General features: G+C 71.8%; 7 protein-coding genes. 3 read left to right on the forward strand and 4 right to left on the reverse strand.

Annotated elements, in window-relative coordinates:
• Window positions 1–121 precede the first annotated feature (121 nt).
• The 3 genes from QF035_RS12605 (at window position 122) to QF035_RS12615 (ending at window position 2,629) form a co-directional block, all read left to right on the forward strand.
• The gene (locus tag QF035_RS12605) at window positions 122–1,216 is read left to right on the forward strand and encodes an ADP-ribosylglycohydrolase family protein (RefSeq protein ID WP_307520284.1); all 1,095 of its coding nucleotides are present in this window, start codon (window positions 122–124) and stop codon (window positions 1,214–1,216) included.
• Between the two features lie 80 nt (window positions 1,217–1,296).
• Window positions 1,297–1,788 carry an NUDIX domain-containing protein gene (locus QF035_RS12610; protein ID WP_307520285.1) on the forward strand — a complete coding sequence of 164 codons (492 nt, stop codon included), beginning with the start codon at window positions 1,297–1,299 and terminating at the stop codon, window positions 1,786–1,788.
• A gap of 115 nt (window positions 1,789–1,903) precedes the next feature.
• A complete protein-coding gene (locus QF035_RS12615) occupies window positions 1,904–2,629 on the forward strand; it encodes an SIR2 family NAD-dependent protein deacylase (protein WP_307520286.1) in 726 nt (241 codons plus the stop codon).
• 44 nt (window positions 2,630–2,673) lie between these two features.
• On the opposite strand, the gene QF035_RS12620 is transcribed toward QF035_RS12615, so the two are convergent.
• The 4 genes from QF035_RS12620 to QF035_RS12635 all read right to left on the reverse strand — a co-directional run bounded on the left by QF035_RS12620 (window position 2,674) and on the right by QF035_RS12635 (window position 17,332).
• Complete coding sequence (locus tag QF035_RS12620; RefSeq protein WP_307520287.1) at window positions 2,674–3,165, reverse strand: methylated-DNA--[protein]-cysteine S-methyltransferase; 492 nt, start codon at window positions 3,163–3,165, stop codon at window positions 2,674–2,676.
• A gap of 20 nt (window positions 3,166–3,185) precedes the next feature.
• Window positions 3,186–4,682, reverse strand: coding sequence for an AlkA N-terminal domain-containing protein (locus tag QF035_RS12625; RefSeq protein ID WP_307520288.1), 1,497 nt, complete (start codon window positions 4,680–4,682; stop codon window positions 3,186–3,188).
• Window positions 4,683–4,755: 73 nt separating this feature from the next.
• Window positions 4,756–13,230, reverse strand: coding sequence for a type I polyketide synthase (locus tag QF035_RS12630; protein ID WP_307531073.1), 8,475 nt, complete (start codon window positions 13,228–13,230; stop codon window positions 4,756–4,758).
• A gap of 160 nt (window positions 13,231–13,390) precedes the next feature.
• The gene (locus QF035_RS12635) at window positions 13,391–17,332 is read right to left on the reverse strand and encodes a glycoside hydrolase family 2 TIM barrel-domain containing protein (protein WP_307520289.1); all 3,942 of its coding nucleotides are present in this window, start codon (window positions 17,330–17,332) and stop codon (window positions 13,391–13,393) included.
• Window positions 17,333–17,387 lie beyond the last annotated feature (55 nt).

The raw sequence follows: 17,387 nt of genomic DNA on the forward strand, positions 1-17,387 counted from the left end.
GGGCCCCGGATCACGGGCCCCCAACCGCAATACGACTAAAACCCGACGAGCCTCTCATGTGGTGCGGTGCCGGATTTACGTACAGCGGGCAGGACCGGCGGGAATTCGGTACACCGGGTGTATGACCCCTGTGGGCGTTGACGATCTCGCGGACCGCGTCCTCGGCGGCTGGCTCGGCCGGATCGCGGGCAACATGCTCGGCAAACCGGTGGAGCGGGGTGACTACTGGACGCGGGACCGCATCGACCGCTATCTGCGGCAGGCCGACGCCCTGCCGCTCACCGACTACCTGCCGGAGCCGGCCGGCCCGAGCGAGGAGTTCGTGCTGCGGCCGGAGTGGCGCAGGTGCGTACGCGGCCGGATCCACGGCAGCTGCCGGGACGACGACGTGGACTACGCGATCCTCGGTCTGCACCTCCTGGAGACGCACGGCTTCGGCTTCAGTACGGAGCAGGTGGGCGACCTGTGGCTGCTGCGGCTGCCGTATCTGCAGACGTTCACGGCGGAGCGCGCGGCGTACCGGAACCTCGCGAACGGGCTGAAGCCGCCGCTGACGGCGACCTACGACAACCCGTACCAGGAGTGGATCGGGGCCCTCATCCGCGCCGACATCCACGGCTGGACCAGCCCGGGCCTGCCCCGCCGCGCGGCCTCCCTTGCCCGCCGGGACGCGGTCCTGTCCCACACCGGGAACGGTGTGTACGGGGCGATGTGGGCGGCCGCGCTGGTGGCCGCCGCGTTCACCGCGCCGACCGTGCGGGACGCCCTGGACACCGCGCTCACGGTGATCCCGGCGAGCAGCCGCCTGGCGCGTACCGTGCGCCGGGTGATGACGCTCCACGAGACCGGGCTGAGCTGGGAGGACACGCTCGACACGGCGGCGGAGGAGACGGCGGGCCTCGGCTGGATCCACACGGTCCCGAACGCCGCCGTCCTGACAGCCGGACTCCTGTACGGCGAGGGCGACTTCACCCGCTCCATCGCGCTCACGGTCCGCGGCGGCCTGGACACCGACTCGAACGGCGCGACCGCGGGTTCCGTCGCGGGCGTGCTGGGCGGAGCCGCCGCGATTCCCCCGCAGTGGACGGTCCCGCTGGAGGACACCGTGCACAGCGCGGTGTTCGGCTTCGACGGCGTACGGATCAGTGAACTGGCGGAGCGGACAGTGCGGTTGGCGGTGAGTGCCGAGCTGCCCGCCGGGGCCGTGACGCGCTGACCGCCGGGGCGGCGGCCTCGTAAGGATTACTCCCGGGTGATCTTGCCCGGGCGCCGGTCCTGCCTCGTTACGCTGCCCCAATGACGACTCCTGACTACGCCACGTACATCGCGGGACTCCCCCGGGTCCTCGTCGGTGCCGCCGCGCTCTTCCGTGACGCCGAGGGCCGTGTGCTGCTCGTCGAGCCCAACTACCGCGACGGGTGGGCCCTGCCCGGCGGAACCGTCGAGTCCGACGACGGCGAGACCCCGCGGCAGGGCGCCCGCCGGGAGACGCTGGAGGAGATCGGCCTGGACCTGGAGATCGGCAGGCTGCTCGCCGTGGACTGGGTGCCCGCCACCACGCGGCCGCCGATCGTGGCGTACCTGTACGACGGGGGCGTCCTGTCGGAGGACCAGTTCAAGGCGATCCGGCTCCAGGAGGAGGAACTGCTGTCCTGGCGCCTCGTGGCCCGCGAGGCGTTCCCCGAGTACATCTCGGGTTCCCTGGGCGGCCGGGTACTCGCCTCCCTGGACGTGCTCGCGACGGGCGCGGGGACGGTGGAACTGGAGAACGGCCGTCCCGTGGCCTGAGTCCTTGGATTCCTCACCTCCGCCGCCCGCATGACCCGGTGACCGGCGCGACGCGTGCTGTGCGGGCGCCCGATATCCGCTCGCCCCGCGTGCACACGCGACCTACCCTCGGCGCATGAACAAGCCGCTCGTCGCTCTGCTCAGTGGCGCAGGTGTTTCCACCGACTCCGGGATCCCCGACTACCGCGGCCCCAACGGGCTGTGGCAGCGGGATCCCGAGGCGCAGAAGCTCGTGACGTACGAGTACTACATGGGTGATCCGGAGATCCGGCGCCGGTCCTGGCAGATGCGGCGGAAGAACCGCACACTGCAGGCGGAGCCGAACGCCGCACACCTGGCCGTGGCCGAACTGGAGCGGGCCGGGGTGCCGGTCAGGGTGATCACACAGAACGTGGACGGGCTGCACCAGCTCGCCGGGATGCCGACTCGCAAAGTGCTCGAACTGCACGGCAGCGCACGGAGTTTCGTGTGCACGAAGTGTCATGCGCGCGGGCCGATGGAGGACGCCCTCGCCCGGGTCGAGGCCGGGGAGGAGGACCCGCCCTGCCTGGAGTGCGGCGGGATCCTCAAGTCGGCGACAGTGTTCTTCGGTGAGCGGCTCGACCCCGTCGTCCTCGGCGAGGCCGTCGCCATCACCAAGGCATGCCAGATCTTCATCGCCGTCGGCACCAGCCTCCAGGTCCAGCCCGCCGCCGGCCTCGCCGGAATCGCCGCCGACCACGACGCACGGCTCGTCATCGTCAACGCCGAGCCGACCCCTTACGACGACTGCGCCGACGAGGTCGTCCGAGAGCCGATCGGCACGGCCCTGCCCGCGCTGCTGCGGGGCCTGGCCGGCTGATCGGCAGCGGACGGGAGAACGGGGAATGGGGGCAGTCACCCCGCTCAGAACAGTGCGGTGTCCGCCTCTCCCCGTTCGAAGTCCAGCAGTTGCCGCTTGCGTTCCAGACCGCCGCCGTAACCGGTCAGGCTGCCATTGGCGCCGACGACCCGATGGCAGGGCACGATGATCCCCAGGGGGTTCTTGCCGTTGGCGAGGCCGACCGCGCGGGATGCGTTCGGATTGCCGAGGGCGTCGGCGAGTTCACCGTACGAACGGGTCTCGCCGTACGGGATCTTCCGAAGCTGTTCCCAGACGGAGCGTTGGAACGGGGTTCCGTCCAGGTGGAGTCGGATCGTGAATTCCTTCAACTCGCCCGCGAAATAGGCCCGTAGCTCGTCGATCGTCTCGGTGAAGGGGGTGTCGTCCGGTTCGCCGAAGGTCTCCTCCGGTGGGCGGTGGCGCTGGTCGGTCATGTAGAGGCCGGACAGGACGCCGTCGGCGGCGACGAGGGTGAGCGGGCCGTAGGGGCTGTCGATCACTGTGTGCTGTTTCACTGAAGGTCCTCGGGCCGGAGTCATGCGGGAAGGAAGTTGATCGGGTGGCTGTCGGTCGCCCACAGGTACTGGACGGCGTACGCGCGCCAGGGCCGCCAGTCCGCGGCGCGTGCCGTGAGCGCGGTGGGAGTGGACGGCAGGCTCAACTCCTGGGCGGCGCGCCGGACTCCGAGGTCGGTGGGCAGAAAGGCGTCGGGGTCGCCGAGGGCGCGCATGGCGATGACCTCGACGGTCCACGGCCCGAAACCGGGCAGCGCCAGCAGCCGGGCCCGGCTCTCCGCCCAGTCGCTCTCCACGCCCAAGTGGAGTGTTCCGTCGGCCAGTTGGCGGACGAGAGTGGTGAGGGTGGCCCGGCGGGTGGCCGGCATGGCGAGCGCCTCGGGGTCGAGGGCCGCCAGCGACTCCGCGGACGGGAAGAGGTGCGTGAGCCCGCCTTCGGGGTCGTCGACCGCCTCTCCGTGCGCCGCGACCAACCGGGCCGCGTGCGTACGCGCCGCGGCTGTGGAGACCTGCTGGCCCAGCACGGCCCGTACGGCGAACTCGGCCTCGTCGACCGTACGCGGCACCCGGCGGCCCGGCGCCTTGTCGACGAGCGGGGCCAGCAGTGGGTCCGTACGCAGTTGGTCGTCGACCGCGACCGGGTCGGCGTCGAGGTCGAGCATGCGGCGGCAGCGGCTGATGGCGACGGTCAGGTCGCGCATGTCGGTGAGGGTGAGCCGGCAGCCGATGTGGTCGGCCGTCGGAGTGAGCGCGACGACGCCGTGACCGTAGGGCAGCCGCAAGGTGCGCCGGTACGCGCCGTCGCGCCACTCCTCCACGCCGGGTACGGCGGTGGCGGCGAGGTGGCCGAAGAGGTTGTCGGGGTTGAGCGGGGACCTGAAGGGCAGGCGCAGGCTCAACACCCCTGGTGTGCCTGATGAGTTGGCATCGCTCGCCCGGTTCTTCGGGACCCTGGTGCGCAGCTCGCTCGGTGAGAGGGCGAAGACCTCGCGGACCGTGTCGTTGAAGGTGCGGATGGAGGAGAAGCCCGCCGCGAAGGCGATGTCGGCCATCGGGAGCGGGGTCGTCTCGATGAGCAGCCGTGCCGTCTGGGCGCGCTGGGCGCGGGCGAGGGCAAGCGGTCCGGCGCCCAGCTCGGCGAGGAGCTGCCGTTCGATCTGCCGGGTGCTGTAGCCGAGCCGTGTCGCCAGGCCCGGCACGCCCTCGCGGTCCACGATCCCGTCACCGATCAGCCTCATCGCGCGGGCCACGAGGTCCGCGCGCTGGTTCCACTCGGGCGAGCCGGGGCTCGTATCGGGGCGGCACCGCTTGCAGGCCCGGAACCCGGCCTGCTGGCAGGCGGCGGCGCTCGGGTAGAACGTCATGTTCTCCGGCTTCGGCGGCACGACGGGGCAACTCGGTCGGCAGTAGATCCGCGTGGTCAGCACCGCCGTGAAGAACCACCCGTCGAAGCGGGCGTCCTTCGACTGGACGGCGCGTACGCAGCGCTCGGTGTCGGTGTGCATCCCGTTCTGCATACCTCCCAGCATCGGCCATGGTCATGGCACTGGCTGGCGAGAATCCGACATCTACCTGAGGGCGCCTCCCCCTCTACTCGAGGAGGCCTCCCTCAGCCTCGCCGAGGGTGCCGATCCAGGTGCGGACCGCGGACGCCGTCGTACGGGCATCTTCCCGGAGGAGGGTCAGATGGTCGCCCGGGACGTCCGCACTCTCGTGCGGCAGCGGCCACGAGGTCCGCCAGCCGTCCGCGTCCGGTCCCGCCGCCATCTCCGGCGTGGGCCGCGTGGCCCGTACCAGCAGGGTCGGCGTCTCGACCGGTTCCGGGTCCCAGTCCATGAAGATCCGCGTGTACGCCCCCATGGCGGCGACGCCGGTGTCCTCGTACAGGCGGGGTGCGACGGCGGCGGGCAGGGCGAGCAGCCAGTCCTTGCGGCTGTTCTCTTCGTCGATGAGGTACGTGTCGAGCAGGACCTGGCCCGCGGGAGGCGTCCCGAGCCGTTCGAGCTCCCGGGTCACGGCGTGGGCGGTGGCACCGCCCGTGGACGCGCCGACGAGCACGAAGGGCCGGTCGCCGACGTGCCGCAGCACCGTCTCGGCGTGGGTGCGCGCCAGCGCCTCCCGGTCGGCGGGCACGGCGGCGCCCGCGCCGAGGCCCGGGTGCGGGAGTTCCAGTACGTCCCGTTCGCCGTCGAAGCAGCGGTGGAAGTCGGCGAACTCCCCTCCCGGTACGGCGAAGGGCGGATGGTGCCCGGCGAGGAAGACGAGCACGGGACGGGCGGGGCCCTCGGCCCGGCGGACCGGTGGCAGGGCATGCTCCCGGCTCTCGGACGCCTCGAACGTCGGCAGCGCACGGGACGCGGAGAACAGCATGTGCATACCCGCGGTCACCTCGCCCTTCGCGCAGAGTGTGCGGTAGAGGGCGGCCAGGGTCTGGGGCGGGCGGGTCACGGGGTCGGTCCGCGTGGGGGTGGGGCCGGGCTGCGCCTTCGGATCCAGGCTGTGATCCGGACCGTGAAACGGGCCGCGATTCGGGCCGTGATTCGGGCTCTGGTCCGGCCACGGCTTCTGCCCCGGATCCGGATCCTGCCTCCGTTCCTGCGCCTGCGCCTGCGCCTGCATCTGCGCCTGCGCCTCGGGCGTTTCGCCGTTGATCAAGCCGAGCAGATGCCGGGCGAGCGCGTCCGTCGTGGGGTGGTCGAACACCACCGTGGCGGGCAGCCAGAGCCCCGTGGCCGTGGTGAGCGCGTTGCGGAGCTGGACCGCCATCAGGGAGTCGAAGCCGAGGTCGGCGAGGGGCTTGCCGGCGGGGAGCGCGTCGCCGTCGGGGTATCCGAGGACCACGGCGACCGTGTCACGCACCAGCTCCGCCAGCGCGCCCTCCCGTTCCCCGTCGGGCAGCCCCGCCAACCGCTCGCGCCATGCTCCCGGCCCCACCGCGACCTGTGCCCCGGTCCCGGTCCCAGTCCCGGTGCCGGGGGCGGCTGACGGTCGTCCCGTGCCCGTGCGTACCAGCCCCCGCAACAACGGTGGTACGAGCCCGTCGGCGGACCGGAGAGCGGCCCGGTGCAGCAGAACGGGCGCGAGCACCGGCTCGTCGGTGCTCAGTGCCGCGTCGAACAGCGCCATGCCCTGCTCCCGGGAGAGCGCCCGGACCAGTTCCCGGCCCGTCGCCTCGCGGAGCCCGGCCGCCATACCGCCATCGTGCTCCCACAGCCCCCACGCGAGGGAGACCGCGGGCAGGCCCAGCGAGACGCGGTGGTGGGCGAGGGCGTCCAGGAAGGAGTTCGCCGCCGCGTAGTTGCCCTGGCCGGGCCGGCCGAGCAGCCCCGACGCCGAGGAGAACATCACGAACGCCGACAGGTCCAGATCACGGGTCAGCTCATGAAGGTGCCATGCCGCGTCCGCCTTGGGCCGCAGCACAGCCGCCATCCGCTCCGGCGTCAGCGAGTCCAGTACGCCGTCGTCGAGCACCCCCGCCGCGTGGACCACGGCACTCAACGGAGGCTCGCAGAGCCCGATCACCTCGGCCACTGCGGAAAGGTCGGCCGCGTCGCACGCGTCCACCCGCACCTCCGCGCCCAACTCCTCCAATTCCGCGCGCAGTTCAGTCGCGCCCGGTGCCTGCGGGCCGCGTCGCCCAGTCAGGAGCAGGTGCCGTACGCCGTGATCGGTGACCAGATGCCGGGCCAGTTCCGCGCCGAGCGCGCCCGTGCCGCCGGTGATCAGCACGGTGCCGTGTGGTCCGAAGGCTCCGGTTTCGGGCGGCCCGGCGGCGGAGGCCGCTCGAAGCGGTCCGGCGGAGGCCGCGACCAGCCGCGGTGCCGTCAACTGTCCGGCACGGATGGACAGTTGGGGTTCCCCTGTGGCCACTGCCTCGGACAGCATCCGCAAGGACTCCGGCCGTCCGTCCACGTCGACCAGGACTACACGGCCCGGCATCTCCGACTGGGCTGTGCGCACCAGGCCCCATACGGCGGCTCCGGCCAGGTCCGGGACCGGTGCGGTGGCGTCCCGGGTCACGACGAGCAGCTGTGAACCCGCCGTCTGCGGGTTGGCCTGCCAGGTCCGCAGTGCTTCCAGGATCCTGCCGGTCAGTTGGTGGGTTGCGGAGACGGGATCGGGGGTCGCGGCGGGGGTGAGGGCCGTGAGCACCACGACGTCGGGCGCGGAGGGCTTCCCGGCCGGCGGAGTGTCCGTGTCACCCGTCGGCGGAGGGTACGCGCCGAGGCCCAACTCGTCCGGCCCCAGCACTGTCCAAGCCCGTCCACCGGAATCGGCAGGCGAGTTGGCGACCGCGGCAACCGCGACGACCGGTGTCCAGTCGGGGCGCAGCAACGCCCGCCGCACCACGTCGTCCGCCGAATCCAGTTGGCCGCCGGGCAGTTCTCGGGTGACCAGTGACTCGACTCCGGCAACCGGCCGCCCCGCCGTGTCGGCGAGCGTCACCGTGACGGCCCCCGGCCCCGTCGGCGTCAGCCGCACCCGTACCTCGGACGCCCCATCGGCGTACAACTGCACACCACTCCAGGCGAACGGCAGCCGTACGGAACCTGAGTCGCGCTCGGAGCCTAGCCCAGCCTCCGAGTCGAACCCGGCCAGCAGCATGCTGTGCACCGCCGCGTCCAGGAGAGCCGGATGTATGCCGAAGCGTGCGGCGTCCGGGGTCTGTTCCTCGGGGAGCCGGACCTCCGCGAAGAGTTCCGCTCCTCGCCGCCACACCGCGCGGACGCCCTGGAACGCGGGCCCGTAGCCGAGGTCACCGTCCGCCAACGCCTCGTACGCGTCGGCGAGTTGTACTTCCACTGCGCCTTCGGGAGGCCACACCTTCAGGTCGCTCTCCGACGGGTCCGTCGTCGCCGAAGGCGCCCCGCTCAGCGACCCTGTGACGTGCCGAGTCCAGCCCTCATCCGCCCCGTCCGGCTCACCCGGCTCGTCCGGCCGCGAGTAGATGTCGACGGAACGCCGCCCGGAGTCGTCCCCCGGACCGACCACCACCTGGACCTGTACCCCCGCACCACCGGACAGCACGAGCGGCGCCACGACCACGAGTTCGTCCAGGCGGGCGCAGTCGACCTCGTCACCGGCGCGGACGGCCATCTCCACGAAGGCGGTCGCGGGGACGAGTACCCTCCCCGCGACGACATGGTCTCCGAGCCAGGGCTGTGCGACCGTCGAGAGCCGCCCGGACAGTACCGTCCGGTCCGTGTCCGGCACCGTGAACGCCGGTCCGAGCAGCGGATGCCCGTGCGCGTCGGCCCGGGCCTCAACACCGGCACCTGCACCTGCACCCGCACGGGGAGCCTCCAGCCAATAGCGCCGCCGCTGGAAGGAGTACGTCGGCAGATCGACCCGCCGCGCCCCCGAACCGACGAACACCGCGGCCCAATCGACCCCCGCACCGCGCACATGCAGCCGGGCCACGGCCGACAGCAGCGACTCGGATTCCCGCATGCCGGACTCACCCGTCAACCGCCCAACTGCCGCGGCGAATTCGGCACTGCCGCCGATACCGGGACGCGACAGCACGTCCTCGGCCGCCACGCTCAGCACGGGTCCGGGACCGACCTCCAGAAAGGCCCCGACGTCCTCGTGCTCGCCCAGCCACCGCACGGCGTCCCCGAACCGCACCGGCAGACGGGCATGACGTACCCAGTACTCCGCCGAGCAGAGCTCTCCGGCCTCGACGTCGACCGGGCGCCCAGACACGGTGGACACCACCGGAATCCGCGGCTGCCGGTACGTCAACTCCCCGGCCACGCGCCGGAATTCGTCGAGCATCGGCTCCACCAGCGGCGAGTGGAAGGCATGACTCACCCGCAGCCGTACGGTCCTGTGCCCACGCCCCGCGAAGGTGTCGGCGACGGTGAGCACGGCGTCGCGTACGCCAGAGATCACCACAGAGCGCGGCCCGTTCACGGAGGCGATCGCGACCCGGTCCGTGAGCCCGAGGCCGGTCAGTACGGGGAGGACCTCGTCTTCGGCCGCGTTCAGCGCGACCATCGCCCCGCCCTCCGGCAGCGCCTGCATCAGGCGGCCGCGGGCCGCGACGAGGGCGGCGGCGTCGGACAGGTCCAGCACGCCGGCGACATGCGCCGCGGCCAGTTCCCCGACCGAATGCCCGACCAGGAAGTCGGGCCGTACGCCCCAGGATTCCAGCAGCCGGAACAGCGCCACCTCGAAGGCGAACAGAGCTGCCTGGGTGAAGTCCGTACGGTCGAGGCGCGAGGCTTCCGGTGAACCGTCCTCCGCGAACACCACCGTGCGCAGCGGGCGTTCGAGCCGTCCGTCGAGTGCCTCGCACACCTCGTCGAAGGCGGTCGCGAACGCGGGGAAGGTCTCGGACAACTCCCGCCCCATGCCGACGCGTTGGGCGCCCTGCCCGGTGAACAGGAACGCCGTACGGATGCCGGGGTCGGCGACACCCTGGACGGTTCCGGGGGCGAGCTCGCCCTCCGCAAGGGCTCGGAGTCCCGCCAACTCCCGCTCCCCCGGGGGTACGGCGGCGCGATACGTGAGCGCCGATCTCGACACGGCGAGCGAGAGGGCGATGTCGGCCGAGTCGGCGGGGGTCAGCGCGGCGGGCCTGGCGGCCAACTCGGCAGCCAGCCGCCGTGCTTGGCCGCGCAGGGCGGGCTCATCGGCTCCTGACAACAGCCAGGGCACCCGGGGCAGCGCCGTCGTCGCCGCATCAGCCATGTCGGCCTTCTCAGCACGCCCGGCCGTCTCAACACGCCCGGCCCTTTCGACCCCGGGCGCCTCTTCGAGGATCACGTGGGCGTTGGTCCCGCCGATCCCGAACGCCGACACACCCGCCCGGCGCGGCCGGTCGGGCGACGACGGCCAGGGCCGGGCCGCGGTCAGCAGTTCCACCCGGCCCGAGGCCCAGTCGACGTGCGGGGACGGCGTCTCGGCGTGCAGGGTCGCGGGCAGCTCCCCGTGCCGCATGGCCTGCACCATCTTGATGACTCCGGCGACCCCGGCGGCCGCCTGGGTGTGCCCGAGGTTGGACTTGACCGAGCCCAGCCAGAGCGGCGACTGCTCCGGGGCACGGTCCTGTCCGTACGTGGCCAGCAGCGCGCCCGCCTCGATCGGATCGCCGAGCTTCGTGCCGGTGCCGTGCCCCTCCACCGCGTCGACATCACTCCCCTGGAGCCCGGCGTCGGCAAGTGCGCGGGCGATGAGCTGCCGCTGAGCCTGGCCGTTGGGCGCGGTGAGCCCGTTGGAGGCCCCGTCGGAGTTGACGGCGGAACCCCGCAGCACGGCCAGCACCGGATGTCCGTTGCGCCGCGCGTCGGACAGCCGCTCCAGCAGGACGAGCCCGACGCCCTCGCCCCAGCCGGTACCGTCCGCCGACGACGAGAACGACTTGCAGCGGCCGTCGGGCGACAGCCCGCGCTGCCTGCTGAACATGGTGAACGACCTCGGTGTCGCCATCACCGTGACACCGCCCGCCAGGGCCATCGAGCACTCGCCGGAGCGCAACGCACGCGCCGCCCAGTGCAGCGACACCAACGAGGCCGAGCACGCGGTGTCGAGGGTGATCGCCGGGCCGCGCAGCCCGTACGTGTAGGCGATCCGCCCGGAGGCGACACTGCCGGCCGACCCCAGACCGAGATGCGCCTCCAACTCGTGGGGCTCGGTGCCGAATCGGTCGGCGTAGTCGGCGTACATCACACCGACGAACACGCCCGTGTCACTGTCGCGCAGGGACGCCGGGTCGATCCCGGCGCGTTCCCAGACCTCCCACGAGGTCTCGAGGAGCAGTCGCTGCTGCGGGTCCATGGCCAGCGCCTCGCGCGGCGAGATCCCGAACAGACCCGCGTCGAACTCGGCGGCCCGGTGCAGGAATCCGCCGCTGCGCGCGTACGACGTCCCGAGGCGGTCCGGATCGGGGTCGTACAGGGCGGCCAGGTCCCAGCCGCGGTCGGCGGGGAACTCCGAGACGGCGTCCCTGCCTTCGGAGACCAGCCGCCACAGGTCCTCCGGCGACTCGACGTCACCGGGGTAGCGGCAGCCCATGGCGACGACGACCACCGGGTCGTCGTCCTCGCCCGGGCCGGCTGCGGGGCTCTCGGCACCAGCTGTCCCCGGGGCGAAGAGGGCGGTCCGCAGGTGGCGCGCCACCTCGGCGGGGGTCGGGGAGTCGTAGACGAGCGTGGTCGGCAGCCGCAGCCCGGTCGCCGCGCCCAGCCGCTCGATCAGCGTGACGGCGCCCAGGGAAGTGAGCCCCAGTTCGACGAAGGGGCGCTCCGCGTCCCGCCGTTCGTACGGCTGCTCGCCGCGGACCTCCGCCGTCACGGAGAGCACGGTCTCGCGCAGCACGCGCTCGCGTTCCTCCGGGGAGAGGGGGGCCAGCCGCTCGCGCAGCGCCGCCGCGCTCAACAGGCCCGGCTTGTCCGGTACTTCAGGCACTTCCGGTCCGGGTGCTCCAGGTGCTGCAGGTGCTGCAGGTGCTGCAGGTGCTGCAGGTGCGAAACGGAGATCGGGTGCGGGCCGCGCCAGCCCCGGCACGACCGCGCGGCGGGCGATCTTGCCGGACGCCGTACGCGGCACGGCGGCGATCTCGTGGATCTCCGCAGGCACCTTGTGGTCGGACAGCAGGGTCCGGCACGTCCTCAGCACGCGCTGCGGATCGAGCCCACCGGGACCGGGCACGACGAAGGCGACCGGGACCTCGCCGAGAACGTCGTGCGGGCCGCCCACGACGACGGCGTCGGCCACTCCCGGGCAGCTGAGCAGAGCCTGTTCGATCTCGGTGGGGTGGATGTTCTCGCCACCCGTGATGATCAGTTCGCTGACCCGGCCGGTGAGGGCGAGATGGCCGTGCTCGACCCGGCGGGCCAGGTCCCCGGTGCGGTACCAGTCGTCCTTGAGCGCGGCGGCGGTCGCCTCGGGCTGGTTGTGGTAGCCGGTCATGAGGCCGGGGCCGCGCACCCACACCTCGCCCTCGTCGCCGTCCTCGACATCGCGCCCGGAGCGGGGATCTACGAGCCGTACATCCATGCCGGGCGCCGGAGGCCCGCACGAGCCGTCGATCCTTGGCCCGTCGGGCCGGTTCACGGCGATCATCCCGCACGTCTCGGTGCTGCCGTACGCGTCCAGCAGGGGTGCCCCGAGCATCTCCTCCACAGCCCGGGCGAGCGACGGCGGACTCGGCGCGCCCGCGACGACGCAGTGCCGCAGCCCGGTGCGCGCGGGTCCGGCGCTCTCCCCGGCCGCGGACACCAGCCGGTGGTAGGTCGCGGGGACACCGGCCATCAGCGTGAACGGTCCTTCGGGCCGCTCGTGCGCCTCGTCGAGTACGCGCAACAGCCCACCGGGCGGCAGGAGTTCCCCGGTGATGTGCGCGCTCGCTCCGGTGGCGACGACGCCCAGTACGGCGAGCGAGTGCCCGAAGCTGTGGAACAGCGGGAGCGGCCACAGCAGCCGCTCCCCGGGCGAGAGCCCGAAGATCGGCGCGTAGCAGGCCTGCGCCGACCAGAGCGCCGTGCGCTGGGTGGAAACAACTCCCTTGGGCCGGTGGGTCGTTCCGGAGGTGTAGAGCAGCCAGGCCGGCTCGTCGAGTCCGAGATCGTCGCGCGCCGGTTCGGCGCCCTCGTCCGCAATCGCCGTGTCGAGGAGTACGGTCCCGTCGGGGGCGTCCGCGGGCACCGGACCCGCCCCGGTGATCAGCACTCGAAGGCGGCCGAACTCCGCGCCCAGCCTTGCCAGTTGGCCGAGGTGCACCGGATCCGTGACGATCACAGACGCGCCGCTGTCCGCCAGCAGGTGCGCGAGCTCCGCGTCGGAGGAGCGGGGGTTCAGCAGGACACCGATCCCGCTCGCCCGCGTCACGGCGAGGCAACTCTCCACCAGCTCGACGCAGTTGCCCAGCAGAACCGCGACCCGGTCACCCCGGCGGAGCCCCGCCCCCGCCAGGTGACCGGCCAACTTCCCTGTGCGCCGCTCCAGTTCCGCGTACGTCACACCACGCGCGGAGTCTGAGAAAGCGACCCCGTCGCCCGCCCTTGTGGCATGCCCCTTCAGCAACTCCGGCACCGGCCGGATCAGTTCGTCGTCGTGCACCATGCCCCACCCCGTACGGTCCCCGAGCCGTTCTCCCCTGCTGAGGTGAGCCTACGTCTCACCGAACACAAGATCGAAAGCATCGGAGACCGGACGGTGGGCGTGTCGCCGCTCCTCGGAGAGGTCCCTGCCGTACTCCCCGGAGAGAACTGCCGCCCTACTACCCGGAGAACTTCCCCGCCGTGGGCCGCCGCGAGGCCGCCATCGCCATGTCGACGTCGGTCAGAGGACGCAGCCGATAGGTGTAGGAGTAGTCCCGGTCGGCGAAGAGCTTGAACTCGTCGTGCGTGTGCGCGCCCCAGCTGTTGTCGCCGCCCACCCCCATCTGCCGGTGGTTCAGGCGGAGTACGACCTCGTCCCGCGGGGTCAGCTGGTAGTCGTGGCGCGTTCCCACCGACAGGTCCTCCGGGGTGAAGTGCGAGGCGTTGACCTCAAGGAACGGTTCGCCGGAGACGAGCAGCCCGGCGCCGCCGCGGTCGGTCAGCGCGGCCCAGCGGACGTCGGTCTTGTTGCCGTTCTCCTGCGGGCGGATGTAGGGCGTCCATTGCTCGGAGACGGTCCCGGAGTACAGGCCCACGTCGGTGCCGGTGTTGCGGTCCCAGTGGTTCTCCTCGGGGCCTCTGCCGTAGTAGTGCAGTCGCTCGAGCCGCCCCGGCAGGAACAGCAGGGTGCCGACCTCCGGGATGTACGGCAGGTTCGCCGCCCCCGGGTGCAGGGTGTTGTCGACCTTGATCTCGCCGTTGCCGAAGACCGTGTACGTGGTGGTGTACGTCGATTCGGTGGTGGTGGGCAGTGTCCCCGCGACCTTGATCTCGACGGCCCGGTCGCGCAGGGCGCGCACGCTCACGTCCGTCACCTTCCGCAGGGTCCCCGCGTCGCGCCAGGTCTGGTTGCGGACGTGCTGGCCGTTGCCCCTGTCGTTGTCGATCGGTGCCCGCCAGAAGTTCGGCACGGGCCCGGACGTGATCAGCCGGGTGCCGCGGGCCTCGTACGAGGTGATGACGCCCGTGCGCTTGTCGACGGTGACGGAGAAGCCCTTGCCCTGGACCGTGATGGACCGTTCGCCGTCCTGGTGGCGCAGGGCGGGCACGCGCTCCAGCGGGACGGGCCGCACCGGCGGGCTGTAGGCGTCGACCGGGAGCTGCTTCTTGGCCACCTCGAAGCCGGCCTTCGCCCACTTCGTGCGTTCCTTGGTGGTGAAGGACAGGTGCAGGAAGTACTCGGCGCCGGGCGCCGGGTCGGCCGGCAGTCTGAAGGGCACGGTGACGTCCTTGCTGCTGATCGGCGGAACGTCCAGCTGGGCGCGGCTCAGTTTCCCGCGCCGTACGACCTCGCCGTCGGCGACAAGGGTCCAACTCCCGTCGAATTCACGGAGGTTGGTGAACAGGTACTCGTTGGTGAGGGTGACCGCGGCTCCTGCGGCGAGGGATTCGCCGGACGCCGGTGCGGCGTTGATCGCCTGGTAGACCTGCTTGACCTCCGCGGCCTTGCCGGTGTGTCCGCGGTCGGCGGTGACGATGCCGTCGGCGACGAAGGCCCCGTCGTTGGGGTGGTCGCCCCAGTCGCCGCCGTACGCGAAGAACGTGCGCTCCTTCGGCCGCTTCTCGGTGACCTTGACGGTGGCCGCGTCGAACCAGAACCGCACCCCGTCGTCGCCGGGTCCGCGCCCGTCCGACGCGAGTTCGGTCACGGACAGGGCGCGGGCGTACACGCGCGCCCGCCGGATCGTGCCGCTGAACTCCCGCGTCGGGTTGTCGACATCGGTGGCGAGCGACAGCGGTGCGGTGTTGTTGTCGGGCCGCCGCGTGGTGGTCCGGGCGGCCTTCGCCGCGCCGTCGACGTACAGGGTCAGCGTGCCCGCCTCCGCGTCGAAGACGCCCGCGACATGGTGCTCCTTGCCGGTCCAGTCGTCCGGCAGCCCCCAGCTCGCGGTGATCCACTGGCCGCCCCCGTGGATGAAGAACTCCAGGGTCCGGTCCGACTGCTTCAGGGCGTACTGGGTGTCGCCTTTGGCGATGAGCGGCTGGTGGTAGCCGGTCACGGACGGGGTGACCCAGGCCTCCAGCGTCAGCGAGCCGGTGATGTCGAGGCCGGTGTCGCGGGCGAAGACGGTACTGCCGGACAGGCCCTTCTCGCGGTCGAAGGTCGCGCTGCCCGCCTGGATCTCGCCGCGCACCCTTCCGGGCCCGGCCTCGGTGAACAGCACCCGCCTCGTGGTCGGCCAGCTCAGTGACTGGTCGACGAAGTCCCAGATCCAGCCGCCCTGGAGGACGTCGTGGCGGCGGATGACGTCCCAGTACTTCTGGAAGTTGCCCGTCGAGTTCCCCATCGAGTGGGAGTACTCGATCATGACGTACGGGCGGGTGTCGGCGGTGTCCTTCGCCCGCTGCTCGACACGCGCGGGGCTGTCGTACATCTCCGAGCGGATGTCACTGATCCCCGGGCGGTCGTCGCCCTCGTACTGGATCACGCGGGTCGAGTCGTAGGAGCGGATCCAGTCGTGCATGGCGACGAACGTGCTGCCGCCGCCCGCCTCGTTGCCGAGCGACCAGATGACGACGGAGGCGTGGTTCTTGTCGCGGTGGACCATGTTCTGGGCGCGGGCCACGCAGGCCCTGCTCCAGTCGGCGTGGTTGCCCGGGTACTCGTCGCGGATGCCGTGGGTTTCGAGGTTGGTCTCGTCCACGAGGTACAGGCCGTACTCGTCGGCGAGTTCGTACCAGAGCGTGTTGTTGGGATAGTGCGAGGTGCGGACCGTGTTGATGTTCAGCCGCTTTACGATCTCCATGTCCCTGACGATGTCCGCCCTGGTGAGCGCGGTGCCGCGGTCGGGGTGCATCTCGTGCCGGTTGGTGCCCCGGAAGGAGACGGGTCTGCCGTTGATGCGCATCAGCCCGCCCTTGAGCGCGAACTCGCGCAGGCCGACCCGGTGCGAGAGCGTCTCGACGACCTTGCCCGCCGGGTCGCGCAGCCGCAGCACGGCCGTGTAGAGGTACGGATCCTCGGCCGACCACAGCTTCGGCGCGGGCACGGCCCTGGCCGCCTGTACGGTCACGTCCTCGTCGGCCGGGGCCGAGCCGAGGTCGACGGCCTGCTGCAGCGGACGGGACCAGACGGCGTGCCCGCGCGCGTCGTAGAGCTGCGCCTCGACGGAGTAGCGCCCGCTGCCGCCACCGCTGGCCTTGCCCTTGGCGTCTCCGTAGGCGCGCACGCTCGCGGTGACGGACAGTTCGGCGGCCTCGTAGCCGTCGCTCAGCGGGGTGTCCAGCTTGAAGTCACGCAGATGCACGGCCGGTGTGGAGTACAGGTGGACCGAGCGGAAGATACCGCTCAGCCGGATCATGTCCTGGTCCTCCAGCCAGTCGCCGTCGGAGTAGCGGTACACCTCCACCGCGATCTGGTTGGTGCCGGGCTTGAGGTGCGGGGTGATGTCGTACTCGGCGGGGACGTAGGAGTCCTCGCTGTAGCCCACCAACTCGCCGTTGATCCACACGTAGTGGGCGGACTTCACGCCCTCGAAGTGCAGGAACGTCCGCCGCCCGTCCCATCCCTCGGGGACGGTGAACGTGCGCCGGTACTGGCCCACGGGGTTGTAGCGGGTCGGGGCGGCCGGCGGCTGCGGCTCCTCGCCAAGGCCGTTGGGGCCCCAGTAGGGATACGTGATGTTGATGTAGATCGGGAAGTCGTAGCCGTGCACCTGCCAGGCGGAGGGGACCGGGATGGTGTCCCAGGAGCTGTCGTCGACGTCCGTGCGGTGGAAGTCGGTGTCCCGGTCGTCGGGCCGGTCGGCGTAGGCGAACTTCCACTTCCCGTCGAGACTCATCCGGTACGGCGAGCGCGTACGGTCGCCGGCCAGCGCCTGTCCGACGTCCGCGTACGGAGTGAGTGTGGTGTGGGGCGGCTCCGTCCCCACCCGGAAAACGTCGATGGCGCCGTTCCACTCCGGTGAGCCGGCTGCGGCCCCGGGCCTTTCGGCCGCGTGCGTCGGGGCGGACGACGCGGGCAGGGCGAGCACACCGAGGACGGCGGCCCCTCCCTCAAGCAGTCGACGGCGGCTGACGGGGGGCATCTGGGCGTGCGGGTGCGGGTGCGGGTGCGGCATGACTGTGGCCTTCCTCGGTACGACATGTGGGGTGCGCGAACTGAGGGAGCGTCAG

The sequence above is a fragment of the Streptomyces umbrinus genome (assembly GCF_030817415.1).
Taxonomy (GTDB): Bacteria; Actinomycetota; Actinomycetes; order Streptomycetales; family Streptomycetaceae; genus Streptomyces; species Streptomyces umbrinus_A.

Coding starts and splice junctions, on each gene's coding strand:
- QF035_RS12605 (WP_307520284.1), top strand. CDS start 122: ATGACCCCTGTGGGCGTTGACGATCTCGCGGACCGCGTCCTCGGCGGC.
- QF035_RS12610 (WP_307520285.1), top strand. CDS start 1,297: ATGACGACTCCTGACTACGCCACGTACATCGCGGGACTCCCCCGGGTC.
- QF035_RS12615 (WP_307520286.1), top strand. CDS start 1,904: ATGAACAAGCCGCTCGTCGCTCTGCTCAGTGGCGCAGGTGTTTCCACC.
- QF035_RS12625 (WP_307520288.1), bottom strand. CDS start 4,682: ATGCAGAACGGGATGCACACCGACACCGAGCGCTGCGTACGCGCCGTC.
- QF035_RS12635 (WP_307520289.1), bottom strand. CDS start 17,332: ATGCCGCACCCGCACCCGCACCCGCACGCCCAGATGCCCCCCGTCAGC.